The 26,653-nt window shown below is 61.4% G+C and carries 21 protein-coding genes; 12 read left to right on the plus strand and 9 right to left on the minus strand.

What is annotated here, in order from left to right; translation table 11 throughout:
• Nucleotides 1–5: 5 nt before the first annotated feature.
• Nucleotides 6–1,994 (minus strand): cation:proton antiporter, encoded by a 1,989-nt coding sequence (locus tag C8N42_RS04005; RefSeq protein WP_107815252.1) that lies wholly within the window; start codon nucleotides 1,992–1,994, stop codon nucleotides 6–8.
• A 33-nt stretch (nucleotides 1,995–2,027) separates the two neighbouring features.
• On the minus strand, nucleotides 2,028–3,200 hold the full coding sequence (locus C8N42_RS04010) for a deoxyguanosinetriphosphate triphosphohydrolase (protein WP_107815253.1): 1,173 nt from the start codon (nucleotides 3,198–3,200) through the stop codon (nucleotides 2,028–2,030).
• Between the two features lie 147 nt (nucleotides 3,201–3,347).
• On the opposite strand from C8N42_RS04010, the gene C8N42_RS04015 reads away from it, so the two are divergent.
• From C8N42_RS04015 to xth, 3 genes are all read left to right on the plus strand, one after another.
• On the plus strand, nucleotides 3,348–3,680 hold the full coding sequence (locus tag C8N42_RS04015) for a HesB/IscA family protein (protein WP_107815254.1): 333 nt from the start codon (nucleotides 3,348–3,350) through the stop codon (nucleotides 3,678–3,680).
• Between the two features lie 108 nt (nucleotides 3,681–3,788).
• Nucleotides 3,789–4,973, plus strand: coding sequence for a BaiN/RdsA family NAD(P)/FAD-dependent oxidoreductase (locus C8N42_RS04020; RefSeq protein WP_107815255.1), 1,185 nt, complete (start codon nucleotides 3,789–3,791; stop codon nucleotides 4,971–4,973).
• 50 nt (nucleotides 4,974–5,023) lie between these two features.
• Nucleotides 5,024–5,854 carry an exodeoxyribonuclease III gene (gene xth / locus C8N42_RS04025; RefSeq protein ID WP_107815256.1) on the plus strand — a complete coding sequence of 277 codons (831 nt, stop codon included), beginning with the start codon at nucleotides 5,024–5,026 and terminating at the stop codon, nucleotides 5,852–5,854.
• A 78-nt stretch (nucleotides 5,855–5,932) separates the two neighbouring features.
• Here the strand turns inward: xth and der are convergent, their stop codons facing one another.
• The 4 genes from der to C8N42_RS04045 all read right to left on the minus strand — a co-directional run bounded on the left by der (nucleotide 5,933) and on the right by C8N42_RS04045 (nucleotide 10,843).
• Nucleotides 5,933–7,450, minus strand: a complete 1,518-nt coding sequence (gene der / locus C8N42_RS04030) for a ribosome biogenesis GTPase Der (protein ID WP_107815257.1) — start codon at nucleotides 7,448–7,450, stop codon at nucleotides 5,933–5,935.
• Nucleotides 7,451–7,537: 87 nt separating this feature from the next.
• Nucleotides 7,538–8,752 carry a glycosyltransferase family 61 protein gene (locus C8N42_RS04035; protein ID WP_107815258.1) on the minus strand — a complete coding sequence of 405 codons (1,215 nt, stop codon included), beginning with the start codon at nucleotides 8,750–8,752 and terminating at the stop codon, nucleotides 7,538–7,540.
• Nucleotides 8,753–8,799: 47 nt separating this feature from the next.
• Nucleotides 8,800–10,131, minus strand: coding sequence for a PQQ-binding-like beta-propeller repeat protein (locus C8N42_RS04040; protein WP_107815259.1), 1,332 nt, complete (start codon nucleotides 10,129–10,131; stop codon nucleotides 8,800–8,802).
• A 61-nt stretch (nucleotides 10,132–10,192) separates the two neighbouring features.
• Entirely contained in the window at nucleotides 10,193–10,843 is a 651-nt protein-coding gene (locus C8N42_RS04045) for a hypothetical protein (protein WP_107815260.1), read from the minus strand.
• 413 nt (nucleotides 10,844–11,256) lie between these two features.
• On the opposite strand from C8N42_RS04045, the gene C8N42_RS04050 reads away from it, so the two are divergent.
• Together C8N42_RS04050 and C8N42_RS04055 are read left to right on the plus strand one after the other, a co-directional pair.
• Complete coding sequence (locus C8N42_RS04050; protein ID WP_107815261.1) at nucleotides 11,257–12,381, plus strand: efflux RND transporter periplasmic adaptor subunit; 1,125 nt, start codon at nucleotides 11,257–11,259, stop codon at nucleotides 12,379–12,381.
• Entirely contained in the window at nucleotides 12,378–16,049 is a 3,672-nt protein-coding gene (locus C8N42_RS04055; RefSeq protein WP_107815262.1) for an efflux RND transporter permease subunit, read from the plus strand. The genes C8N42_RS04050 and C8N42_RS04055 overlap by 4 nt, the downstream gene beginning before the upstream one ends.
• Nucleotides 16,050–16,052: 3 nt before the next feature.
• Here the strand turns inward: C8N42_RS04055 and C8N42_RS04060 are convergent, their stop codons facing one another.
• The 3 genes from C8N42_RS04060 to dusA form a co-directional block, all read right to left on the minus strand.
• The gene (locus tag C8N42_RS04060; protein ID WP_107815263.1) at nucleotides 16,053–16,865 is read right to left on the minus strand and encodes a class I SAM-dependent methyltransferase; all 813 of its coding nucleotides are present in this window, start codon (nucleotides 16,863–16,865) and stop codon (nucleotides 16,053–16,055) included.
• Between the two features lie 194 nt (nucleotides 16,866–17,059).
• Nucleotides 17,060–17,680: a hypothetical protein gene (locus C8N42_RS04065; protein ID WP_107815264.1), complete on the minus strand. Its 621-nt coding sequence runs from the start codon at nucleotides 17,678–17,680 to the stop codon at nucleotides 17,060–17,062.
• Nucleotides 17,681–17,903: 223 nt separating this feature from the next.
• A complete protein-coding gene (gene dusA, locus C8N42_RS04070) occupies nucleotides 17,904–18,896 on the minus strand; it encodes a tRNA dihydrouridine(20/20a) synthase DusA (protein ID WP_107815265.1) in 993 nt (330 codons plus the stop codon).
• Between the two features lie 441 nt (nucleotides 18,897–19,337).
• On the opposite strand from dusA, the gene C8N42_RS04075 reads away from it, so the two are divergent.
• The 7 genes from C8N42_RS04075 (at nucleotide 19,338) to C8N42_RS04105 (ending at nucleotide 26,630) form a co-directional block, all read left to right on the plus strand.
• Complete coding sequence (locus C8N42_RS04075; protein ID WP_107815266.1) at nucleotides 19,338–20,366, plus strand: AraC family transcriptional regulator; 1,029 nt, start codon at nucleotides 19,338–19,340, stop codon at nucleotides 20,364–20,366.
• A 104-nt stretch (nucleotides 20,367–20,470) separates the two neighbouring features.
• Nucleotides 20,471–22,429, plus strand: a complete 1,959-nt coding sequence (locus C8N42_RS04080; protein ID WP_107815267.1) for a primary-amine oxidase — start codon at nucleotides 20,471–20,473, stop codon at nucleotides 22,427–22,429.
• A 10-nt stretch (nucleotides 22,430–22,439) separates the two neighbouring features.
• Nucleotides 22,440–22,958, plus strand: coding sequence for a hypothetical protein (locus tag C8N42_RS04085; protein ID WP_107815268.1), 519 nt, complete (start codon nucleotides 22,440–22,442; stop codon nucleotides 22,956–22,958).
• A gap of 171 nt (nucleotides 22,959–23,129) precedes the next feature.
• On the plus strand, nucleotides 23,130–24,440 hold the full coding sequence (locus tag C8N42_RS04090; RefSeq protein WP_107815269.1) for a Rieske 2Fe-2S domain-containing protein: 1,311 nt from the start codon (nucleotides 23,130–23,132) through the stop codon (nucleotides 24,438–24,440).
• A gap of 7 nt (nucleotides 24,441–24,447) precedes the next feature.
• Nucleotides 24,448–24,783, plus strand: coding sequence for a 2Fe-2S iron-sulfur cluster-binding protein (locus C8N42_RS04095; RefSeq protein ID WP_107815270.1), 336 nt, complete (start codon nucleotides 24,448–24,450; stop codon nucleotides 24,781–24,783).
• Complete coding sequence (locus C8N42_RS04100; RefSeq protein ID WP_170109190.1) at nucleotides 24,773–25,909, plus strand: NAD(P)/FAD-dependent oxidoreductase; 1,137 nt, start codon at nucleotides 24,773–24,775, stop codon at nucleotides 25,907–25,909. The genes C8N42_RS04095 and C8N42_RS04100 overlap by 11 nt, the downstream gene beginning before the upstream one ends.
• Nucleotides 25,910–25,916: 7 nt before the next feature.
• Nucleotides 25,917–26,630 carry an IclR family transcriptional regulator gene (locus C8N42_RS04105; RefSeq protein ID WP_107815272.1) on the plus strand — a complete coding sequence of 238 codons (714 nt, stop codon included), beginning with the start codon at nucleotides 25,917–25,919 and terminating at the stop codon, nucleotides 26,628–26,630.
• Nucleotides 26,631–26,653 lie beyond the last annotated feature (23 nt).

Here is a 26,653-nt window from a genome sequence, read left to right on the forward strand (position 1 = left end):
GAAGGTCAACGGGATTGACCGTCCGCGGGCTTCTCGCTCCGTTCGTCACCCTGATCCTCGGCACGTTTGCTCTCGCTTTCCGGCGGTACCAGCGCTACAAGCTTGACACCCGCGCTCATCCGCCCCCGCGCCGCATTCAGCCGCAGATCGGTGCGCCGCCGCTTCAACGCCTCTCGCGCACTCTCGCGCTGCTCCTCCGGCAAGGCCTCGATCGCCGCCTCGGCCCGGCGCGGGAACAAAAGCTCCGCATCCTCCTGCAAAAAGCGCTTGAACACACCGCCAGAGGCCAGACGCCCGATCAAAAGCGCATGCGGGCGCTCCTCTTTCCACTGATCGAAGCCGTAATCCTCCGTCAGAGGCGTGGCGGTGATGCGCCAGCCTTGTTTCATCAGATCTTCCAATTCGCCAAAGGTCTTGCCACCGCCGAAAGGCCGCCCACCCAGTTGCGAAGGTAGAGAATGCCGGGCCCGCGCGCCCTTTTCCCGCGCGATCTGCCAGACCTGATCCCGACCGAATTCCGACCCGAAATCGGTCGCGACCAGCGTGTTGTAGGCGTCATTTTCCGTCGCCGCGATCAGGGTTTCAAATGACAGGATTTCCAGACTGTCCTCCGCCGCCTCACCGAGAAGATCGCCATAAAACACCGGCAGGCCCGCCGTACGCGGGCGCAACAGCCGGGCGTGGTTCGGATCGGCGATCAACACCGGCACCTCTTCGCGTTTCAAAAGCTCGCCCAAGGCGGTGGTGAACCGCGACCCGCCAAGGATCAACACACCAGGACGGCCTTTGGACGCGAGGCCCAAAGCACGGGCCAGAGGGGCCAGCGTGAAGCCGTGCAGCACCACTGTCGCCAGCACCAGAACGAAAGCCAGAGGACCGATGACCGCCCCGTCGCTCACCCCCGCCGCCGCCAGACGCTCGCCGAAAAGCCCCGCCACGGCCACGAGAACGACACCGCGCGGACCGGTCAGGGCGATCAGTATTTTCTCATTGCGCGGCAAACCCGTCCCAAGCAACGAAATCAACACGGTCAAAGGCCGCGCGACAAGGATCACCAGCGCAACAAACAGCCCCGCGCGCCAGGTAAGCTGTCCGAGAGAGGCGAAATCCATCGAGGACGCGAGAAGGATGAACACGCCGGAGACCAGAAGCACCGTCGCGTGCTCTTTGAACCGGCGCAATTCCTCGAAAGACGGCAGGTCGGCATTGGCGATGATCAACCCCATCACCGTCACCGCCAGCAACCCGCTTTCGTGCAGCATCATGTTGGGAAAGGCGAAGGTCGCCAGAAGCGTGGCGAACAACACAGGCACCTTCATATATTCCGGCACGAAAGCCCGGCGGAAGGCATAGGAAATCGCCGCCCCGGCGACGATGCCCACCGCCATGGCTATGGCGATCCCGACGCCAAGCTGCGTGAGCGCCGCCGGCAGACTCTCCGCCTCACGCCCCACAAGCACAAACTCGAATGCGAGCACCGCCGCCAGTGCCCCCACCGGGTCATTGACGATGGCCTCCCATTGCAAAAGGTTCGCCGGGCGTTTCTGCAACTTGGCCTGCCGCAAAAGCGGCGCGATCACCGTCGGGCCGGTCACCACCATGATGCCACCGAACACCGTCGAGGCCTCCCAGCCCAGCCCCGCGCCCCAGTGCAGCGCCGCCGTGGACAGAAACCATCCAAGAGGTGCGCCGATCACCACAAGCCGCATCACACCTTTTCGCGCATCGCCCAACTTGTGCAGATCGAGCGTCAGCCCGCCCTCGAACAGGATCACCGCCACCGCGAGCGAAATCAAAGGCTGCACCAGCGTGCCCAGATCGCGCGCCGGGTCGAACACACCCAGCACAGGCCCCACGATCAGCCCGGCGGCCAGCATAAGAACGATGGCCGGCAATTTCAGCCGCCACGCCAGCCATTGCGCGCCCACGCCCAAGACGCCAACGAGGGCAAAGGCCTCCACTGCGCCAAGTCCCGTCACTGTTTCCGTGGCCATGCCGCGTCCTTCTTCTTGGTCCAAATACTCAGATCAGGTGCAGAGCCGTTCGTATTCCTGAATGGCGAAACGGTCGGTCATCCCGGCAACATAATCAAGAACAAGACGTGCGAGTTCCGTATCGCTTTGCACCCCGTCGACCTCATGGCGCCATTCCGCCGGTAAAAGTTCCGGCTTCTCCATGAACAGCGGGAAGAGCGCGTTGATCATTTCGGTCACGCGTTTACGTTCCTTCACCACGGAAGGCGCACGATACATCCGCTTGAACAGAAAGGACTTAATTGCCTTGAGATTCTGGAAGAACGGTTTCGAGAAACGGATGATGGTCCGGTCCATGTCGCGGATGTCTTGCGCGCATTCTGGCTGCGCGCTTTCCAGCCGGTTGGAGGCAATCGCGATCACATCCTCGACCATAAGCCCGAAAATTCGCCGCAAAGCCTCATGGTCGCGCCGATTGCGCTCAAGCCCCGGATAGAGCCGGTCAACCTCCTCATAAGCAGGCCCGGTGAGCGGCAATTCCATCAGGTCCTCGGCGGTGAACAGCCCGGCGCGCAACCCGTCATGCAGGTCATGATGGTTATAGGCCACATCGTCGGCAATCGCCGCCACCTGCGCCTCGGCAGAAGCGAAAGTATGCAACTCAAGATCGAACTGGTCGTTAACCTCCTTGAGCGCATAAGGCAGCGGCGCATCCTCGGGATGTTTCTTCTTGTCGGCATAGGGCCCGATGATCGGCCCGTTGTGCTTGGCGATGCCCTCAAGGCTCTCCCATGTGAGATTCAGCCCGTCGAAGGTCGCATAATGGCGTTCCAGCTTGGTCACGATCCGAAGCGCCTGGGCGTTGTGATCGAAACCGCCGTAAGGTTTCATGAGAAGTTCCAGCGCGTCCTCGCCGGTGTGCCCAAAGGGCGAATGCCCGAGATCATGCGCCAGCGCCACCGCTTCCGCCAGCCCTTCGTTCAGCCCCAAAGCCCCCGCGAGCGTGCGCGCCACCTGCGCCACCTCAATGGAATGCGTGAGCCGGGTGCGGTAATAATCGCCCTCATGTTCGACAAAGACCTGCGTCTTGTGCTTGAGGCGACGGAAGGCCGAGGAATGGATGATCCGGTCGCGGTCGCGCTGAAACGGCGAGCGGAAGGTTGAAAGTTCTTCCGGGTAAAGCCGCCCGCGCGTTTCAAAAGGCTGGGTCGCATAGGGTTTCAACATCTGTTCTTCCCGGAAGTCGCCGCTCCCGTCCTTGTCGCTGTTCCTTCCGAGGACTATATTGTGCCCAGCCCTCCGCGACAAACAGATGACGCGGGAAATTCACAATAACCGGCTGTTTTTTCAGCCTGAACGCCCGGGAAAGACACCATGGCCCTGACCCTGCCGCCGAAAGTCACCGACCGCGCCTATGCACGGCTGGCTGAAATCAACGAAATGACCGGCGAGAACAAGGCGCTCCGCGTCGCCATTGAAGGCGGCGGCTGTTCCGGCTTTCAATATGACATCACGCTCGATGAGCCCGCCGATGACGATGTGGTTCTGAAAGGTGATGGCGGTATTGTGGTGATCGACCCGGTCTCCCTGCCCTTTCTGGAAAATGCCACCATCGACTTCACCGAAGAGCTGATCGGCGCACGTTTCGTGATCGACAACCCGAACGCCACCGCATCCTGCGGCTGTGGCGTGTCGTTTTCGATGTAAACGTCACCTCAACCGTATGTGTCTCCGCTTCGCTGCGGCCCTATGGTGGCCCCGCGCAGGATCTTTTCCCCGCTTGCATTAAGCCGCATGGCCTGATCAAACCCCGACATGGAACATGTCGACACGATCATTCTGGGCGCAGGCGCTGCAGGGCTGTTTTGCGCAGGCTTTGCCGCCGCCAAAGGCGCGTCGGTGCTCGTGGTCGATCACGCCAAACGCCCGGCGGAGAAGGTGCGCATTTCCGGCGGGGGGCGCTGCAATTTCACCAATCTTTATGCCGGGGCCGGGAATTATATCTCCGGCAATCCGCATTTCGCCAAATCCGCGCTGGCGCGCTACACGCAATGGGATTTTATCGACCTCTTGGCCCGCCATGGCATCACATGGCATGAGAAAACTCTGGGGCAACTGTTTTGCGACGGCAAATCCGCGGCCATTGTCGAGATGCTTCTCGCGGAGGCCCGCGCCGCCGAAATCCGTCTGGAGACGACCGTCGATGAGATCGTGCATGACGGAAGCAGCTTTCGCCTAACGCTTTCGGGGCGTCCCGTCATCTGCCGCAACCTCGTCGTCGCCACCGGTGGCAAGTCGATCCCGAAGATGGGCGCGACGGGTCTCGGCTATCAGATCGCTGCACAATTCGGCTTGCCGGTGACCGAAACCCGACCCGGCCTTGTCCCCCTGACCTTCGCCCCGCATGAGCTCGACTGGATCGCTCCACTGGCGGGCACGGCAGTCGAAGCACGGGTCTGTGCGAATGGCACATCGTTCGATGAGGCGCTTTTGTTCACCCATCGCGGGTTGTCCGGGCCTGCCGTCCTGCAAATCTCGAATTACTGGCGCGAAGGCGATGCGATCACCGTCGATCTCCTGCCGTCTCTCAATGCTTTCGAGGTCCTGAAAGCGGCCCGCACGGAGAACGGTCGTCGCCAGATTCAGACCGCGCTTGCCACACTGTTTCCCGCCAAACTTGCACAGGCACTCGCGGAGAAATTCGCCCTCACCGGAAATCTTGCCGACCAGTCGGACAAGGCGCTGCAAGCGCTCGCCGAGCGGCTGCACGGCCTCACGCTCAAACCCACCGGGTCCGAAGGCTACCGCACCGCCGAGGTGACACTTGGCGGCGTGGATACCGATGCGCTGTCGTCCAAAACCATGGAAACGAGAACCGTTCCGGGTCTCTATTTCATCGGCGAGGTGGTCGATGTCACGGGCTGGCTCGGCGGCTACAATTTCCAATGGGCCTGGGCGTCCGCAGCCGCGGCCGGACGGGCCATTGCCGACAAGGGCTAAGCCCCCTACAAAGGGGCAAAAGAGGGAGAACCCCGAAAAAAGGAGACCTCATGAAAATCGCCAGCTTCAACATCAACGGCATCAAGGCCCGCGTCGGCGCGCTCACGGATTGGCTGAAAGAGGCCGAACCGGATGTGGCGATCCTTCAGGAAATCAAATCCATGGACGAAAATTTCCCGCGCGAGATTTTCGAGGACATGGGCTACAATGTGGAAACCCATGGTCAGAAGTCCTTCAACGGTGTGGCGCTCCTGTCCAAACTCCCGCTCGAAGATGTCACCCGCGGCCTGGCCGGTGCAGAAGGCAACGGGCGCGACGGCGGCGATGACGAAGAGGCGCGTTATATCGAAGCGACGGTGGTCGGCGACAAAGGCGCGATCCGCATCTGCGGGCTGTACCTGCCCAATGGCAACCCGGTCGATCTCGACAGCACTGGCCAACCCGTTCCGGGGTCGAAATACGACTATAAACTCAAATGGTTCGACCGCCTCACCGCTCGCGCGCAAGAGCTTCTGGCAGAGGAACAGCCCTTTCTCATGGCGGGCGATTACAACCTCATCCCGCAGCCGGAAGACGCCAAACGCCCCGAGGCGTGGAAGGACGACGCGCTGTTCCGTCTCGAAAGTCGCACGAAATTTCGCCGCCTCACGGCGCTCGGTCTCTATGACGCGCTGCGCCTGCGCAACAGCGCGCCGGAGACCTTCACCTTCTGGGACTATCAGGCGGGCGCGTTCCAGAAAAACGACGGCATCCGCATCGACCATTTCCTGTTGTCGCCCCAAGCCGCCGATCTTCTGACCGATTGCCAAATCGACGCCCATGTGCGGGCGAAGGACAAACCCTCGGATCACGTCCCGATCTGGGTTGACCTCGATCTGTAATGCAAAAAGAGGGGCGCAACGCCCCACTTCTTTCGTCTTCAAATATCCTCCGCGAAGCGAAGCGCGTCAGCGCTTTTCTCACTTCTTCGGCGGTCGCTGCTTTTTGACCTTCGGCGCGTCTGCGCGGTCTTTGCCAAGGTGTTTACGCAACCGCGAGGGCGTGGATTTTGTCTTGTTCTTGTATGGGTTCTTGTCCGACTGCGAGCGGAAGAACAACCGGATCGGCGTGCCCGGCATGTCGAAATCTTCGCGCAAACCGTTGATCAGATAGCGTTTATAACTGTCGTTCAGCTCCTCGGGGTGCGAGCACATCACCACGAATTGCGGCGGGCGGGCTTTCACCTGGGTCATGTAGCGCAGCTTGATGCGCCGACCGCCCGGTGCGGGCGGCGGGTGCGCTTCGGTCATTGCGCCCAGCCAGTTGTTCAGGCGCGAGGTCGACACGCGCCGGTTCCAGACCGCGTGCGCCTGAAGGATCGCTTCCTGCAACTTGTCCAAATTCTTGCCGGTCATCGCCGAGACGGTGACAAGCGGCGCACCACGCAGTTGTGGCAGGAGACGTGCGAACTCTTCGCGCAGCTCGCGCGCCTTATTCGACTTGTCGTCCTCAGTGTCCCATTTGTTGACCGCAACCACCACCGCGCGACCTTCGCGCTCCGCGAGATCGGCAATGCGCAGGTCCTGTTGCTCGAACGGGATAGACACGTCGAGCAGAACTACCACGACCTCGGCGAATTTCACCGCGCGCAGCCCGTCGGCGACGGAGAGCTTTTCGAGCTTTTCCTGCACCTTGGCCTTCTTGCGCATCCCTGCCGTGTCGAACACGCGCACCGGCGTGCCGTTCCAGTCCATGGTCACGGAAATCGAGTCACGAGTAATCCCGGCCTCTGGCCCGGTGAGCAACCGATCTTCGCCCAGAAGCTTGTTGATCAGCGTGGATTTGCCCGCGTTCGGACGTCCGACAACCGCGATTTGCAGCGGCTTGTCGCGGGTGAACTCGCGAGACGCACCGCCCACATCTTCGCCCTCGCCCAGTTCCTGTTCTTCCTCGGTCAGTTCGACATCAACCTCCGGCGCTTCGGCGGCGGCCCGTTCGTCAAATTCTTCGGCCAACGGTTGCAGCACGGCATATAGCTCCGGCATGCCCTCGCCATGTTCGGCGGAGAGGCGCAGCGGTTCGCCAAGGCCCAGAGAGAAGGCTTCGAGAAGACCGGATTCCCCCGCCTGCCCCTCGGCCTTGTTCGCCGCGAGGATCACATGTTTCGCCCGCTTGCGCAGAATGTCGGCGAACACCTCATCGGCGGGCAACACACCCGCACGCGCGTCGATCATAAACAGGCAAATGTCAGCCATATCCACGGCGCGCTCGGTCAGCTTGCGCATCCGGCCCTGAAGGCTCTCGTCGGTCGCCTCCTCAAGCCCCGCCGTGTCGATCACGGTAAAACGCAGATCGCCAAGGCGCGCCTCGCCTTCGCGCAGATCGCGCGTCACGCCGGGCTGGTCGTCGACAAGCGCCAGCTTCCGGCCAACCAGACGGTTGAACAAGGTCGATTTTCCCACGTTCGGGCGGCCGACGATGGCAAGTGAAAAAGACATGAAACGCTCCGGAGTTGACCCTGCGGGGTATACCTTTTTGCATCCGCCTGTCCAGAGGAAACTCTGCGATGCGCCTTCCGACCGGCCTCAGCGCGCCTCGGACAGCGCCATGCGCTCGGCCACTCCGATCAGGCGGATCTCATCGGGTTTCTGGCGCGGCGGCAGGTGATCGAGCGATGTCCCGGAGGTGCGTACCTCACACATATCGCAGCCAAGTTGCGCGCCAATGGCCCTGATCTGCGCCTCCCTCTCAGCCTCAGGCGTGTCCTGCCAGGCCTCGGGATGCGCAATCGCGCCAAGATCATGAAGCGCCCGCCCCGCCGCAGCAAAGGACAAGGTCCCGAACATCGACAGCGCCGCGCGACGCACGCCCGCCGGCGACCATGCGGTCTCGTCACAGGCCACAACCCCGACCCGCGCCGCGCCATATTGCGACAGTTGCCGGGCCTGCCACTCCGCCTCGATCGCGGGTCGGCGCTTGATGATCGCAACGGTCTTTTCGGAAAACCAACTCACCAGAGACACCGCATGAAAGGCCGATCCATCAACCCCAACGATCACATCCGCCGCCTTGTATTGCCCGATCTGGTCGCGGAAACTGTGGTCCTGCGGGTGATAAATTTCAAAACCTTCCGCGACGAGCAGCCGTTCGAGCTTGTCCTCCTCGATCAGAGAGCCGTGGGCCGAGTCCAGACCGCTGCGGGAAATGTATATCTTTTTCGCCCCCTGCGCAGGCACATCCGCGGCAAAGCGACCGACAATCATGTCGCGATATTCCGGCGCTCCCAACATCAGATCGAGTGCCCCGCTGCCCTGTTGCGGCACGGTCAGCCGCGACAAGCGCACCGGTCCGTCGGGCCAGATCAGCGGTGGCAGTTCCAGCCCGCAAAGCTCGGCAAACTCCTGCAATTGCCGCTCCACGATCTTTTCGTCGAGCTTGCGCGGTTTTAGCATCAGCGCCCCGGTAAAGGCCTTGTCCTGCATGCGCAGATGCCAGAGCCGGGCGGTGCTTTCGAGAAGGAAATGGCCGAAGCCTGCGGGATAATGGCCAAGATAAAGAAAATCCCCTTCCAGAGAGGGGATCTCTTCGGGCAGGGGATAGTCTTCGGGTATGATCGTCGCCCGGTCTTTCGGGTAGTGCCATCCCGTCGCATATGGGTGTTCGGAGCCATCAGCGCTACGCACTCCGCCCCAGTATCTCCAGGTGGCCTTGCGCCTTCGGTTCGGCAGAAACAACGCCCGTTCCAGAACGGCAACCTTATCCCTGATCGACTGGTCCGGTGGAAGATCGAGCTGTTTCATTCCGTTACATTATTTACCGCATCACCAATCAAACCGAACACAACCGCTCAACGCAATGCCGCAAGCGATCCGTCCTCAAGCAGAAGATACATCACCCCGTTCACCACGATCGGGTCGGAGGCTGCGCCTTTCGGCAAGTCGACACGCGAGACCAGCGCGCCAGAGACCGGATCGAACCCGCGCAAAACGCCATCATCCGAAGCCACCCACATCTTGCCACCTGCAGCCACCGGGCCGTAATGGGCGAAGACCGCCTTGCGTTTGCGCGCCTTATCCGTGGTGTAATAGGGCAGTTGCACACCCCAGATGCGATCTCCCGAAGAGGCCGACAGGCGCACCAGCTCGTTGCGGTCGGTAACGATGAACACAGAGCCCCCCACCACCGAGGCCGGGCTGTAAGCCCCTTCATCTGCGGTCCAGACGCGCTCGCCCGTTTCCATCGAGAAGGCCGCGTAACGCCCGGCCTGGTTCCCGACATAGAAGCGATTGCCGACAATCACCGGATCGGAGGTGATGTCGGAGACATTGGCATACACAACGCCCTTGCGTTGACCGGCAAGAGAAGCGGACCAGTAGCGCACGCCGCCCTGACGGAACACCCCGTAGAGATCGCCCGACGAGAACGGCAGCACTGCGAATTTGTCACCGATCGCAGGCGAGGTGGCACCCGCACGCGAGGTGATGGATTCGGGACCGGCAATCTGCCATTTCACACGACCGTCCGTGGTCTGCACCGCCCAGACCTGACCGTCGCCCGCAACCACATAGGCCAGACCGTCATAGACAGACAGCCCCGCCGCGCCCACAGCTTCGAGACGCTGACGCCAGCGCTCCCCCCCGGTCGCGACATCGAGGGCAACAAGGTCGCCATAACCCGTGGTGACGTAGAGCGTGTTGCCGGAAATCGCCAGAGCGCCGCCGAAAACCTTGCCACTCTTCTCGCCCGCAGGCGTCAGATCGACGGACCAGACCTGCCCGCCCGTGCTGGCGGAGACCGCCGTCACGCGTGCCGCCGAATCCATCGCGAAGACAATGCCGGACGCGGCCACCGGATCGACCGTCAGGCGCGCCTTGCGGGTCTTGCCCTGCCCGATTTCCGCAGTCCAAAGGAGGCCCGGCGTACCAGAGGTAAACGCGTTATGGCCGGAAGCGTGCAAGCGCCCTGCCCCGGTCATCGTCCAGGCATCGCGCGCCACCGGCGTGCCCAGAGAAATCTTCTCGGCGCGGTTCACCACCGGCCCGGAGCTTGCAGACGACAGCACGGAACCATCCCGTGGATCGAGCCGGGTGCCCTGCAAAATCTGCTCCCGCCCGGCACCACAGGCCGTCAGCGCCAGCATCGCCATGAAAAGCCCAGCCTTGCCCGTATGCCCGATCATCCCTGCACTCCCTGCTTTAACCCAACGCAATCCCGCATCCTGCACCTGATTGACGCAGCCGTTATTCGGCGGGATCGGCCCCAAGGGCCACCATCATCTGAGCGGCGCGCCGACGCAAGGCATTACTTGCATCCACATCCTGCGAGATCGCGCGATAACCGTCGATCGCCGCCTGTTTATCGCCCATCTCCGCCTGCGCTGCGGCGATCTGTTCCTCGGCCAGCAACCGATACGGCGCACCCGGACTGGCGATGCCCGCCAACTGGCTGATGCGGTCTTCCGGCGCAATCTCTCCGGCGCCGATCATGGCCGTCTTGAGCACCGCGAGATCGCGGTAGGCCGGATCGAGCATGTCATCGGCCGCCAGCGGCGCAAGAACGGCCAGCGCGCCCTTCACATCCCCCGCCGCATGCAACTCGCCAGCCCGCAGCATGGCGACGGCAATCCGCGCCTCACCCGTGGTCGCCACATTGGCCAGCGCCTCTGCCCGCGCTGCGGGCGTCTCAGCACCCAGAGCAGCAGTGATCGCATCGCCCGTAGCCTGTGCCGCCGCGCGCTCTTTCGCCTTGGAATATTCGGTCCAGGCCGCGCCACCCACCAGCGCCAGCACCGCCACGATGCCGATCCAGCCGTATTTCTTCAGGAAAGCATAGAACTTGTCGCGGCGGACCTCTTCGGTCACCTCCTCGATAAAACTATCGGTATGGCTCACTCTCGCCCCCTGACCGCGCCGTGCGGGATGGTGTTTCAAACGTCTGCCCTCTCTTACCCCGAACTTCGCAGGAATGCCAAGACCCGCGCGCAACGCCTGTTTCACGATCCGGAAGGGCACACTGTGCAGGATTGCTCAGCTTTGGGCAAAAGTGGCCACACTTCGGCACGAAGATAGAAAAAAATCCCCTATTGGGCGTTTTTATCCATCCTCTCCCCTTGTGATAAGGCAAGGTCTTGCCCATCTTGGCCGCAATGTTAATCCTATTAACTCTCACGACTGTGATCCCGACAGTATCGCGCGCCGTCCTTTGTGATAAACTTGGTACGACATGCGATCCGGGGCACGCCGAGAGGACGACAGGACCCAGGACAGCCCGCCCAGAAAGGGCGCCATAAGGACAGCAGAGACACATGCGCATCGCCTCCCTTCTCATCGCCCTACTCGTGACCGCCGCGCTCTACCTGTTCATCTTCGAACGCGACCGGCTGAATAGCACCCCGGCGGACGCCCCCGGGACCGCGCAGTCCGAAGCCGAATTCGCGCCTCCCGCCGAAAAGGCCCGCTCGGAGGCCCATGCGGTTTCCGTCGTCGCCCGCCATTCACTTGCCGAGCCTCTCGACAGCACCGTGGTGCTGCGTGGTGAAACGGAAGCGGCACGCGAGGTCACGGTGACGGCGGAAACCACTGGCCGAGTGGTTAACGAGCCCCTGCGCAAGGGCGCACAGATCGAGGCCGGGCAGCTTTTGTGCCAGATCGACCGGGGCACGCGCGACGCCACACTGGCACAGGCTCAGGCGGCGCTGGCTGAGGCAGAGGTTGCCCTGGGCAACGCCCGCAAACTCGCGGCGGGCGGCTATGCTTCCGAAACCCAGATCCTTTCCGCCGAAGCCGGTGTCGAAAGTGCCCGTGCCGCCCTCGCACAAGCCGAGCGCGACATCGAAAACCTTGAAATCAAAGCACCCTTCGGGGGACTTCTGGAAAGCGACACGGCGGAACTCGGGACGTTTTTGTCGGCGGGCGCGGCCTGTGCGACGGTGATCCAGCTCGATCCGATGAAGCTCGTGGGATATGCACCCGAGACCGAGGTCGATGAAATCAGGATCGGCGCGCTCGCCGGTGCCCGGCTGATCTCCGGCGAAACCGTCACTGGGCAGGTCACCTATCTCGCCCGCTCCGCCGATGCCGCCACCCGCACTTTCCGCGTCGAGGTCGAGGTGCCGAACCCCGATTTCGCCATTCGCGACGGCCAGACCGTCGAACTGGCGATCCGGGCCGAGGGCGAGAAGGCGCATCTGGTGGCGCAGTCTTCTCTGACGCTCAACGATGACGGGCTGATCGGGTTGCGGCTTGTCGGGCCCGACAATCTTGTGATCTTCGCGCCCGTCAAGGTGCTGCGCGACACGCGAGAGGGCATCTGGGTCGCCGGGCTGCCCGAAGAGGCCGATATCATCACCGTCGGACAGGAATTCGTGCGCGAAGGCGTGCTGATCGAGCCGCATTTCGCGGACACCACCGAGACGGAGACCGAACAATGACTGGCCTCGTCGACTGGGCCGGGCGTCACGCCCGGATGATCCTCGCCTTCGTGGCGCTCACCCTGATCGCGGGCGCTTACGCCTATGTCAGCCTGCCGAAAGAGGGCGAGCCGGACATTGAAATCCCCGGCCTCTATGTGTCGGTTCAATTCCCCGGAATTTCCGCCGAGGATGCCGAGAAGCTCTTGGTCAAACCGATGGAAACGGAGCTGTCCGATCTTGATGGGCTCGACACCATGTCGGCGACAGCGGCGGAGAATTACGCGGGCATCTGGCTCGAATTCGAATTCGGCTGGGACAAGACCAAGATCATCGCCGACGTGCGCGACCGCATGGGCCGGGTGCAGGCGGATTTCCCCGATGGGGCGGACAATTACATGATCTCGGAGGTCAATTTCTCCGAATTCCCGATCCTTATCGTCAACCTCACCGGCCCGGTGCCCGAACGCACGCTGGTGCAATATGCCAAGCAGATGCAAGACCGGCTCGAAGGGCTTGAGCCCGTGCTGGAGGCACAGCTTACCGGACATCGCGACGAGATGCTGGAGGTCGAAATCGACCCGCTGCGGCTTGAGAGCTACAATGTCACGGCGGGCGAGTTGATCAGCGTCGTCACCAACAACAACCAGCTTGTAGCGGCGGGCGAGATCGAGACCGATCAGGGCACCTTCTCGGTGAAAATCCCGTCGAGTTTCAGCGATCAGCGCGACGTCATGGCCCTGCCCGTCAAGGTCAATGGCGACCGGGTGGTGACGCTGGGCGATCTGGCGGACATTCGCCTGACCTTCGAGGATCGCGAGGGCACGGCACGCTTCAACGGCGAAACCACCGTGGCCTTGCAGATCGTCAAGCGCAAGGGCTACCCGGTGATCGACACCGTGGCCGTGGTGAAAGAGGCCGTGCAGGCCGAGTACGAGAGTTGGCCCGAGAGCCTGCAACAGGCGATCACGGTCGGCACCTCGAACGACCAGTCGACGCAAGTGTCTTCGATGGTGAGCCAACTCGAAGGCTCGGTTCTGACCGCCATTGCTCTGGTGATGATCGTGGTGCTGGCCGCGCTTGGCATCCGTTCGTCGCTTCTGGTCGGCTTCGCAATCCCGACCTCTTTCCTTCTGTGTTTCATCCTTCTGGGGCTGATGGACATCACCATCTCCAACATCGTCATGTTCGGCCTGATCCTCGCCGTCGGCATGCTGGTCGACGGGGCCATCGTCGTGGTGGAATATGCCGACCGCAAGATGGACGAGGGCGAAGGCCCGATGACCGCTTTCGTCGAGGCCGCGAAACGCATGTTCTGGCCCATTGTCTCCTCCACCGCCACCACGCTCTGCGCCTTCCTGCCGATGCTGTTCTGGCCCGGGGTTGCGGGCGAATTCATGGGGATGCTGCCGGTCACGATCATCTTCGTGCTCTCCGCCTCCCTGATCGTGGCGCTGATCTACCTGCCGGTCATGGGCGGCGTCACCGGGCGTATTGCACGGTTCTATAGTCAGATTTCCGATCTGCTGCACGATCACACCTCGCGTGCGCTGCGGCTCAGCCTCGCCGCGGTCTCGCTTGCCCTTCTCGGCGCAGGCATGTTCCTATTCCTGCGCGAGATCTACCTCGCCGCGCTTGTGCTGATCTTCCTCGGCGGTTCGCTCAGTTCCATCACCCTCGGTTCGTTGCGCTGGCAGAAAGCACCGAAACGGGTCGATGCAGGCTACAAACGCACGCCCTTCGGCCATGTGATCCAGTTCATCACCGCTAATCCGGTCATGCCTCCCGTCACCATCTTCGCCGTGATCGCGGCAGTTGCATCGGTCTTTATCTATTACGGCTCGCACAATAAAGGCGTCGAGTTCTTCGCCGCTACCGAGCCCGAACAGGCGATCATCTATATCAAAGCCCGCGGCAACCTCTCAGTCGCGGAAAAGGACGCGCTGGTGCGTCAGGCCGAAAACATCGTGCTGAGCCAGCCGGGCGTCGACAACGCCTTTGTCTTCGCGGGCGACGGCGGGCTCAACGCCAACACCGGCGGGGGCGCCGCGCCGCGTGACACCATCGGACAGATTCAGGTCGAGCTAATCCCCTGGGACGACCGCCCGACTACGACCGAGGACGGGTTTCTGTTTTTCGAGAACACCCATGTCAGCGCCGAATATGACGGCGATTACGTGTTGGCCCAGCTCGAAGAAAAACTGGCACAACTTCCCGGCATCTACACCGAGACGCTGAACCTCTCCATGGGACCGGCCTCCGCCAAACCCGTGCATCTGCGGCTCAAGGCCGACGATTTCGACACACTGGAACAGGCGACCGAAATCGTGCGCGCCAAGTTCGAGGAGACGGCCGCACTGGCTGATATCGAAGACACCCGCCCCCTACCCGGCATCGACTGGCAGATCGACGTGGATGTCGAGAAAGCCGGTCGCTTCGGCGCCGATGTGGCGACCGTCGGCGGCATGATACAGCTCGTGACCCGCGGCATCCTTCTGGACACGATGCGGGTCGACAGTTCGGATGAGGAAATCGAGATTCGCGTGCGCCTGCCCGAGGAATTCCGGGTGCTCTCGACGCTGGACACGCTCAAGGTCCGCACCAACGACGGGCTGGTGCCCCTGTCGAACTTCATCACCCGCAAGCCGGTGGCAAAACTCGCCTCGATCTCCCGCGTCGATCAGCAGCGCTATTACGATGTGAAAGCGGCGGTGGACAGTGGTATGACCCGCGAGGACGGTGTGACGATCACCGCCACCGAGCGGATCGAGACCCTGACCGACTGGCTGGAAAGCGAAAACCCTCTGCCTCAGAGCATAAGTTGGGAATGGACCGGCGACGATGAAGAGCAAAAGGAAACCGGCGCGTTTCTCGGCAAGGCCTTCGGTGCCGCGCTGGCACTCATGTTCATCATTCTGCTGGCGCAGTTCAACTCGCTCTACAACTCGGTTCTGGTGCTTCTCGCGGTCGTCATGTCCACGGCGGGCGTGCTCATCGGCCTCATGGTCATGGACATGACCTTCGGCATGATCATGACCGGCACCGGCGTCGTGGCGCTGGCCGGGATCGTGGTGAACAACAACATCGTGCTGATCGACACCTATCAGGAATACGCCCGCTACATGCCGAAGATCGAAGCGATCATCCGCACCGCCGAAGACCGCATCCGCCCGGTGCTTTTGACAACGATCACCACCATGGCGGGACTCACGCCGATGATGTTCGCGGTCTCGCTCGACTTTCTCGGCGGCGGTTACACGATCAACTCGCCCACCGCGCAGTTCTGGACCAACCTCGCCACCGCTGTCGTCTTCGGCCTCGGCATCGCCACCGTTCTGACGCTGGTCTTCACGCCTGCGATGCTGGCGGCACGGGTCTGGTTCTGGGTCTTCGTCCATCATGCCGTCATGCGCTTGATGACCCACATGGGCATCCAGAGTGCCGCCGCCGAAGATTACCGGCTGCGTCGCGAAGCCAAACGCGCAAAGAACCCGGAGTTCGTCTGGACCACCGGTGCCGACAGTTGGGCCGCCCCCGAAAGCTTCGATGCGGAACGCGTTTCGCAAACCGTTCAGAGACAGCGCCCGGTGGAGCAGCCTCCTGCGACACCCGAAAGTGTGATAGAGGTGGAACCCGAGCACCCGGAGACAGGGCGGATCGGGAAAGGCGGCAAGGACGCGGCGGAGTAAGGCTCAGACCTCGCGCGTCGCGGTCAGGATGAAACACATCGGAATCTGCGCCGCGCGACCGGCGTAGATGTCATATTCCGGCTCACGGTTGCTGTGCCCAAACTCTTGCAAGCTGTCGATCCGCACCCCCGCGCGGGCACAGGAGGTCACGATCTCCCCCATCGTGTGCAGGAACCAATAGCTCGTCGCCCCCGCGCCATGATCCTGCCCGTCATATGTGATTGCCGCGTCCTGCACCTGCGGCTCGGTCCGGAAATAGCTGAAGCTCGGCTCGTGCGGGCGCTCTGCATCCGGATCGAACATTTCCATCACCGGATGGGTCTCGTAGATCACAAGCTGCGCGCCGGGGGACATCAGGGAGGCGACGATCTCGAAAAACCGCGACAGATCGGGCATCCAGTTCAAAACGCCAATGGTGATCAGAACCAGATCGAAGGTCCCGATCCCCTCGGGCAGATCGTAAATATCGGCAGTGATGAGCGCGGGGGCCTGCCCCGCCGCCGCCGCAAGACGCCGCCCCTGATCGAGGAACCGTTCCGACTGGTCGATCCCTGCCGCCGGGATCGCCCCGAAGGCCGCCAGAGACAAAAGTTCGCGGGCATTGTTGCACCCGATCTGCACCGCGCGCCTGCCCGTGAGATCGAGCGCGCCGAGCGCCTTCGTCATCGTCGCGTCAAACACCGAAAACCCCGGCTCTGCGGCGGCTTTCAGAAGCGCCTGCCACTCCGGGCCGGTCTCATGGAAAGGTGCCGAGGCATCCCACGCAGCCTTGTTTGCGGCGGTCACGTCTTGGCGGGAAAGTCCTGACTTGTTCATCGGAGCCTCCAGTTTGCACCCGCATTGTAACCACGATTGTAAGAATCCATAGCGAGTATCGAGAGGAAAAGATCTTTGGAAATAGTCATTTAGAAATTCCTTCCCGTCTGTCCCGCAACGTTCGCCAGTCTATAAAATTACTCGGCATCAGCCGTTGCTCTTCTGTTTGTTCATCGCCGAATTCGGGTTGCTGTTCAGGCGGTGTGATGTAGTTCGCATGGACAAGCCACCCCAATACCCCCCTCGACCACCCCCTCGGTCACCGGTTCCCGCGTCACTTCCACGGTCACTGCCTCAAGCGCGGAGCCCGCACCGAAGCTGGCGGCGAGATCATCCGGGTCGACCAGTGCCACGCTCGTCGGGTCGGCAATGTCGGAAAAGGTCACCAGCCGGGGCCACCGCGCGCGCGGCACGTCCAGCGGCCCGGTCTGATCCCGGGCGGCTTTGCTCAGCGCAAGCGCATAGCGGGGATAGCCTCCATCGCGGTCGTATTGCACCGCATCCGCATCGGCCAAACTCCCGCGCAATATGGAGCTTTGCCCGTCGATCAGCGCGAAAAGATACCGCCCTTCGCCAAGCTCCGCGACGACGGCCTCTCCTTTCAGATCGTTGTGCCAATTGTCGCCGCCGGGCACAAAACTCCGCATAACGTACTCCGGATGGCGCCAGGTCACATGCACCACACTCGACGCCGTCTTTGTGCCACCGGGCACCGAGAAATGCAGCGTCAGCTTCTGGTTCCATGACACATAGCGCTCACAGCCGGACAAGGTAAAACACATCAGGAGCAGGAGGAACGTGATCGGACGGGTCATGAGACAGACCTCTCGCAAAGGCTCCTGCGGCACCACGTGCGGCGCACATGCGGGAGCGTCCCGAAGGGCGGAGTAACAACAGTGTTCAAAACAAGATCGTCCATACCCGGACCTCGCAAAATAAACGTCACTATAACAGGGCGGAAAATCCGGCCAGACGATAACCGGATTACGGCATAAATCCCTATCCTGTTCAATGCATTATCGAAAAAACTGAAGTGCCTTAGCGCGGCAAAGCCTCGCGCACCAACCCGAACCCCGCGCCGTCCTTATGCGCGCCCTCGGAGAGCACCCGTTTCCAGCGCCGCGCCCCCGGCTGGCCCGCGAAAAGCCCGAGCATATGCCGCGTCACCTGAGCAAGCTTGCCACCCGCCGCGATATGTCGCCCGATATAGTCCTCCATCGCAAGGGCCACGTCGTGACGGCTGAGCGGGTCGGTCGTATGACCGAAAATCCGCTGATCGGCGGTGCCCAGAATATCATAAGGCTGATGATAGGCCGCACGTCCGACCATCACGCCGTCCATAGAACGCAGTTCTTCTTCCACGGTTTCAAGACTTTGCACACCGCCATTGATCGACAGGTGCAATTCCGGGAAGGCGCGTTTCATCTCATGCACCAACTCGTAATCCAAAGGCGGAATGTCCCGGTTCTCCTTCGGAGACAGCCCTTCGAGCCAGGCCTTGCGCGCATGTACCGTGATCCGGGTGACGCCCGCATCGCGCATTTTCGTGAGGAAGGCCGGCAGCACCTCGGACGGCTCCTGATCGTCCACCCCGATGCGGCATTTCACCGTCACCGGCACCACCCCCGCCGCCTCTTGCATCGCCGTCACGCACGCCGCCACGAGATCGGGCGATTTCATCAGAACCGCCCCGAAACAGCCAGACTGCACCCGGTCCGACGGGCAACCGACATTGAGGTTCACCTCGTCATAGCCCTGCGCGACACAAAGCCTCGTCGCCTCCGCCAGTTCTTCGGGCTCCGATCCGCCAAGCTGCACCACCACGGGATGCTCCTCGGCATTATAGTCGAGCAAATGCAGCGCTCCACCGCGCACAAGCGCTGGCGCCGTGACCATTTCCGTGTAAAGCAAAACCTCCCGCGACATCAGCCGGTGAAAATACCGGCAATGACGATCCGTCCAGTCCATCATCGGGGCGACGGACAGGCGGGCGGCCGAGAGTGTGTCTTGTTTTGTATTTTTTTCAGCCACTTCAAAGCACCTACAGTTCGTCTCGTTACCGCTCGTTATGGACCAAATACAATCTCGTGGACCAAACGGGGAGACCTTTATGGACGCGATCACCACACGCAAACGCAAAGATAGATGTCATAGTTACAGGACACATGTACGAGTGATGCGCGAGGGCACCGTCTAGCACGACACGAAGACTTTTGACAGACGCCCCACTTCGACCGCCTGGATAAAGCAGCGCGAGGAAGAGTGTGCAAAGACTGCTGCGCAGGAAGAGCTGAACGCATTTGGTGACCGCCAGTTGTTTTTTGTCGCCGGAGCAGATAGCACCAAACTGACTGAATGGCCTCCAGCAAAATCCGCGACAGCTCGGTGATCGCAGAGCAGACAGCGCACAGTTCTGACATAAGACATGTTCCGACCAACAAGGCACGTCTGTCGCCACGGATGTGAAAGCGAATGCCCAAGCATATAGACTCACAGAACATCGTCGAAACCCCGTCCTTGCGGGCATTGGCACTTGCACCTCTACAGCGCCTCTTTAGCGCCAGACCGGAATTCATTGACACCTTAGAAAAGACGGATCTCGCGCACGCGGCACATCTCGGGCCCTATGATCTGATCCCGCTTCTGAGCTTTTTAGAGCTTCTGGAGGAGCTCTCCAAACGGTTGCAAAACCCTGTCTTGGGCGCGGAATTGGGGCAAAGCCTGTCAGCCCCGGACCTCGGCCCCGCAGGGCTTCTGATGCTGCAGTCCGCCACCATGCGGCGTGGGATCAACCGCTACGTCCTCAGGCTATCCGCCCTGCAAAGTGCGTCCGATATGCGCTTTGAACCGATGGGGGATCTGTTTTCCCTGAGCTATCAGATTACCGGCCTCGGGCGCCAGATCTGGCCCCAGGATACGGAATTGTCGCTGTCATCGACCACACACCTGATCCGGCAGAGCTTTGATTCCCGCTGGGCACCGCTTGAGGTGCATCTCGCCCATGTGCCTCCTGTTGGCGTCGAGCGGCTGGAAAGGATCTTTCGTGCTCCGGTTCGGTTTGGACAAGCCGCGAACCGGCTTCTGTTCGCGCCCGAAGATTTGGATCTTCCCTATCGCGACGAAGACAAACCCCTCATCGCCGTCATCGAGCGCCACATCGAAGACCTACTTTTGTCGCAGGCTGCCGACGCCCCGATGCAAAGCCGGGTGGAAAGCGTCATCGCACATCAGTTGGGACAACAACCCTGCACGCTGGCCTCGGTCGCGGCCATGCTGGGCCTGTCGCCGCGCAAACTGCAACGGCACCTTGCCGCCGAAGGCACCAGCCTGCGCACAATCCTGCGGGACCAAAGGATGCGGATCGCTGAAACACAGCTCCAAGCCCCCGGCGCACGTATGTCCGATGTGGCCCATGCCCTAGGCTATGCAGACAACACCGCCTTCTGGCGTGCCTATCGCAGTTGGACGGGCGAGGCGCCCTCCACGCGTCGGTCGGGTTAAAACAAGATGGCATAAATTATCGAATTTTTGTCGCTATCTGCAATTCCCAGAACAGCGCGCCCCGCGCACAATTCTGCGAAAGAACGATACGCACGAAAGATAAAATGACCTACCTCTCCTCCCTCCCCGACTGGACCGTCAAACACCCGCTCGACCCGATCACGCCACAGGAAATTCTGCGCCTGAAAGAGATCCTTGCCGAGGCGGGTTTTGGCGGCGAGACGATGCGCTATTCCTACGTCATGCTGCGCGAGCCCACGCGCGAGACGGTCGACACTTTCCGCCCGGGCGCGCCAGTCCCGCGCGAAATCGGGGCGCTTCTGATGGATATGGAAAGTCAGGCCTTGACCGAGGTCGTGGTCGACATTCCGGCGGGCACGGTGATCTTTGAGCACGCGCTGGACCCGGCCAAAGACGGTTGGGGCCCCGTGCTCGATGAGGATTACGATGCCGCCGCCGAGATCTGCAAATCCGACCCCCGCTATGTCGAGGCCCTGGCCAAGCGCGGGATCACCAAGCTCAACAACGTCTTTTGCTGTCCGCTGTCGGCCGGTGTCTTTGATTACGGCGGCGAGACCGGCAGGCGCATGTTGCGAGTTCTGAGTTTTTACTATCCCGACGCAGACAAACGCCATGAGCTTTGGGGCCACCCTGTCGACGGCGTCGTTTGTCATGTCGATCTCGATACCCGAGAAGTGCTCCGGTTTATTGACACCGGCTATGAACACATCCCCGAGGAAAGCGGCGATTATATCGCCCCGTCGATTTCCCCGCGCGAGACGATGAAGCCGCTGAACATCCTGCAACCCGAAGGCGCGTCCTTTACAATGAAGGACAATATTCTGCGCTGGGAAAACTGGTCGATCCGGACCGGTTTCAACGGGCGCGAGGGGCTGACGCTGCATGACATCACCTTCCGCGATGGGGCCGAAGACCGCTCGATCCTGCGCCGCGCTTCTGTGTCGGAAATGGTGGTACCTTACGGCGAACCGACCCCGAGCCACGAGTGGCAGAACTATTTCGACGCCGGGGAATACCAATACGGGCGGCTTGCCAATTCGCTGGTTCTGGGCTGCGACTGTCTTGGGGAAATTCATTATCTCGACGCCGTGGTGGTGGACGATTTCTGCAACCCGTTCGAGATCAAGAACGCCGTCTGCATTCATGAAGAGGATTACGGCACGCTTTGGAAACACAGTGATTTCATCGCAAAACGATCCGATGTGCGCCGCCAGCGCCGACTTGTCGTGTCCTTCTTTGTCACTGTGGGCAATTACGATTACGGGTTCTACTGGTATTTCTACCTCGATGGCACGATCGAGCTGGAATGCAAGGCAACCGGCATCGTTTTCACCTCCGGACGCCCCGAAGGAGACTACGAATGGGCCACAGAAATGGCCCCGCGCCTCGGCGCGCCCCAGCACCAGCACCTGTTCTCGGCCCGACTCGATTTCGCCATCGATGGTCTCGACAATCTGGTCGAGGAAATCGATGTGGCCAGCGTTCCGATGGGCGACGGGAACCCCGTTGGCAACGCGTTCCGCCGCGTGATCACGCCGCTGGAAACCGAAGCCCAGGCGCAACGCGTTGCCAAGGGCGAGGTCGGGCGGATCTGGCGGATCAATTCGTCGCATCGCAAGAACCGGCTGGGCGATCCTACGGCGTATGTCATCGCACCAGAAAACTCGCCCCTTCTGATGGCAGACCCGCGCTCCTCAATCGCAGGGCGTGCGGCATTCGCGACCAAGACGCTCTGGGTCACCGCCTTTGATCGAGATGAGATGTGGGCCGCGGGCTACACTCCGAACCAGCATCCCGGAGGCGCGGGCCTGCCGTCTTACGCTGCGGCCAATCGCTCGGTAGAGAACACCGATCTTGTGGTCTGGCATACTTTCGGCATGACCCATTTTCCGCGGATCGAGGACTGGCCGGTGATGCCGGTCGATTACACCGGTTTCCGAATGCGGCCCGAAAACTTCTTCGACCGCAACCCGACGCTGGATGTACCGGCCGATCCGAACGGCGCGCAGTGCTGTCGGTCGAACAAGACCCGCTGTCACTAAGGCCACGACGATGACCAGCTATCACATCGCCCTGCTGGCCCTGGCCTCTGTCGGAACGGCGGCCTGCGTCCTGACCCGGCAGGGTCGGGGCCGGATCGAGCCCTTGCTCGGGCTTGCCGCGATGACATTTGCGATGAGTGGCAGTCTGCCGCTCATCTGGCTGGGCATGGTGCTTTTGGTCGGTCTGACGGCGCACAGCTTTGTCGCAGCGACATCCGCGCTCGAAAGCTTTCATATGCTTTCACATCTCTCGATGACACTTGTGATCGGCGCGCTTTTCCTTCTGAACGGCGCAGGGGTGTGCGGAGACACGGCCTTGCCCCTTCTGAGCCCTCAGGGGATCACCCCCGCGCCTCTGAGCCTCTGGGCCGTGACTTTCGTGTACCTGACGCTCCTGACGCTGGCGATCTACGCCCTGCTCGCGCTTTTTCTGACCGTAAGCGCATTCCACATGCGCCAACGCCACATTCTTGCGGAAGTCGCACCGATGTGTCTGGCAACGGTCGGAATGGCTGTCGGGTTTTCCTGAACTCACCTCTACTGTGCACCATGCAAAATGCGCGTTTCCCTCCGGTATCGGGCATTTTTTGTGCAGCTCAAGTCCGCATGCGAGATTTCAGCAGAAAATCTTTGACTCCCGTACAGCTTTTCCTGAAATGTCCATTTAAAGATAATAATGTTCACAATACGGACAAATCACATGCTCAGCACAAAAGACAATCAAGACCTCTCGCTCATCGGACCCGGCACACTCATGGGCAATTTCATGCGCCAGTTCTGGATACCAGCCTGCGCCTCACGCGAGCTTGAACCCGATGCGGCGCCGATGCGGCTTATGCTGATGGGAGAAAAGCTTGTCGCTTTTCGCGATAGCGAGGGGCGGGTCGGCGTGCTCGATCATCTCTGCCCGCACCGCTGCGCCTCGCTGTTCTTCGGGCGTAACGAGAAAAGCGGCTTGCGCTGTGCCTATCACGGCTGGAAATTTGACGTCGAGGGCAATTGCCTTGAGATGCCGAACGTCCCGGACAAGTTCGATTTCTCCCCCAAAGTGAAGGCCAAAGCCTATCCGGTGCGCGAACGCAACGGGCTGGTCTATGTTTTCATGGGCGACCCGGCCAGCATCCCCCCCCTGCCCGAAATCGACGCGCTGATGCTACCGGAAAACGAGGTGGACATCTTCCTCATGCAGCGCGAATGCAACTGGCTGCAATCGGCCGAGGGTGACATCGACACCTCGCATTTCGGCTTTCTGCACCTTGGTCTCGTGGATGACGAAGATGTCGATCACGACAACATTCACGCGGCCTCCGTGCTCGACCGTGCGCCGGAGTATTTCTGCAAGGACGCCCAATGGGGCACCACCTATTGCGCCTTTCGTCCCGCGCCGCAGGACGATATGACCCATTACCGCTTTTCACACTTCCAGTTCCCGTTCTTCACCCTGTTCCCGGACGGCACCTTTGAAGACAACATGGTCGTGACCTGCAACGTCCCGATGGACGACACGCACACGATGGTCGTCGTTGTCACCTATAAGAAACGCGAAGAGGCCCTGCGCACCCGCAAGGATGGTTCGGCCATTCCGGGGCTTGAGATCGACGCCGCCGGCACTGGGGTTCCGATGATCCCCAATGACGCCGGTTGGTTTGGCCGGTTCCGTGGCGAACGCCGCGCCTCGAACGATTACCTCATCGACCGCGCAGCGCAGAAAAGCGACAATTGGAGCGGCATCGAAACCGTCGTCGGTCAAGACCAGGCCATGGTCGAAAGCATGGGGGCCCTCGTCCCGCGTGAATTCGAACATATGGCCCCGAGCGACATCATGGTCGCCCGGACACGCCGACGGCTTTTGAAAGCTGCACGCGCCTATGCCGAAAAAGGCGTCCTGCCCGAGGTGCAAACCGATGTCGCCCTGAGCCACAACCTGCGCTCCGGCACCTTCCTTGCGCCGAAAAATCTCGATTGGGTGGCCGCCTATAAGGAAAAGGTCGCCGAGATGCAGAAAGTGTGAGGCGATCATGGTTCAGATCACAATCCAAGACAACATGGGCGTCACCAAAGAGGTGCTTGACGCCGAGGACGGCACCAACCTGATGCGGTTTTTCGTCGAGAACGGCGTCGATGGCATCGATGGCGACTGTTCGGGCTGCATGTCCTGCGCCACCTGCCTTGTGCTGGTGGCCGAGGAACACCGCGATCTTCTGCCGCCTGCGTCCGAAGAAGAGGCGGCCACGATCGCGGCACTGACGGAGCACACGGTCGCGGAGGGCTATCGCCTGTCCTGCCAGATCGACGCGCCGAAAGGTTTGGCCTCACTCACCCTCACCGTGACGGAGGATGAAGATGTATTCTGACGGCTTCGTCATCGTCGGGGCCTCTTATGCGGGCGTGAGTTTTGCACTCCATGCCCGCAAACTCGGCTATACCGGCCCGATCACGATTTTCACCGAAGAGGCCAATGTCGCCTATGACGTGCCCTCGATCTCGAAAAAGCTTCTGCCAGGCACCGGCGACGTACCCGTGTTCAAAAGCCCGATCCTGTTGGAAAAAGCCGACATCACGGTCAGGGCCCAGACCAGCGTCACAGCCATCGACCGGGTCGACCGCGCCATCACTCTGAGCACAGGGGAACGGGTTCCCTTTGACTATCTCGTGCTTGCCACCGGAACGAAAGCCGTCGTTCCGCCGCTGTTCGACGGGCTTTCCGGGGTTTACGTTTTGAAAACGCTGGAAGACGGCGAACGCCTGCTGGCCGCACTGGACGTCGCCACACGGATCGCTGTGATCGGCGGTGGCGTATTGGGCGTGGAAGCCGCCTATGGCCTGCGCCAGCGCGGGTTGGAAGTCGTCCTTTACGAACGAGCTCCGGCCTGTCTGGGCCGCCAGGTGAGCCCGGGGCTCTCGACCCGGATCGAGGACAAGCTCTCCGCAGAGGGCGTCGTGCTTTACCCTGGCACTTCGCCGGACACGGCCCGCACCGAGGGCAACGGGATTGTGCTGGGTACCATGGGTGTAGAAAGCCGGTTCGACGCCGTGCTGGTCTGCGCAGGTGCCCGACCGAACACCGATCTCGCCCTTCAGTCCCGGCTCCCGAGCGCGCAGGGAATCCTTATCGACCGTTGGTTCCGCACCGGCGACCATCATATCCTTGCCGTTGGCGATTGCATCGAGCCGGAAGAGGACAGCACCTTTGAGATGAATTGTCTCTCCGTGCAACACGCGACCGAAACCGGCAAACAGGCCGCCGAGGCCCTGATCCGCGATATCCCTGCCCGTCCGGTCGTTCCCACTTTCTGGTCCGCTCTGGGCGAGGACATGATCAAGATGGCTGGATATTACGATCAGCGGACGTCGGTCGACCCCGCCCCCGACAGCCCCGGCCATGCGGCGACCCAGTCGCGTGACGGAACGCTGCGCTTTGTTGAAGCACTAAACGACAATATGGCCTATGTAAAAGCCCTGAAAGATATGAAGACGTGAGGCGCATATGGCGGAAGTCAGTTCATTCATCAAGGGGCTCGACATATTGCGACAGCTCGCACCGGAACCCGAGGGTAAAACCGCCGCTGAAATCGGTGAGACCCTCGGCATTCCGCGCACGACGGCAATCCGGTTTCTGAACACGCTCTGCCGCCACAATTATGCGACCAAACAGGGCTCGGCCTATTTCCTCGGACCGGCGGCGCTGACGATCAGCCTCAATTACATGCAACGCTCGGATCTTGTGCGCAGCGCGACCGAGGCCTGTCAGATCGCGGCCAGGGACATGGCCATGCCGATCTCCTTTTTCATCGCAGGTGAAGACGGGGTGGTGATGCTGGCGCGCGCCAATGAAACGGCGGGCAATCTGTACGATCTCTCGGTCGGCTCCAAACTCAACCTCGCGTCCAGTGCCGCCGGGGTGGCCGTCCTGATGGAGCGCCACCGCGACCTGTCGCCGGCCGGGATCGCCGAGCGCTATGGCGATCCCCGGCTGGAGTCCAAAATCGCGGCCGCCCGGGATCAGGGCTATGCGGTCAGTCAGGATGAGGTCACCGTGGGCTATACCGCCCTTGCTCTGCCGGTGCGCTCGGACAACCGCCGCGGCCTTGGCGCTTTCCATGCCGTTTACCGGACCCTACCTGCGGGCGATCCGGACCCCTCCCGCGACGATATTCTTGCCGCGCTGCAACGGGCAAGAGACCTGTTTTTGGCGCTCTGACACACCCAGACTGAAAGAAAGAC

Origin of the sequence: Celeribacter persicus (assembly GCF_003050785.1) — a bacterium.
Classification (GTDB): Bacteria; Pseudomonadota; Alphaproteobacteria; order Rhodobacterales; family Rhodobacteraceae; genus Celeribacter; species Celeribacter persicus.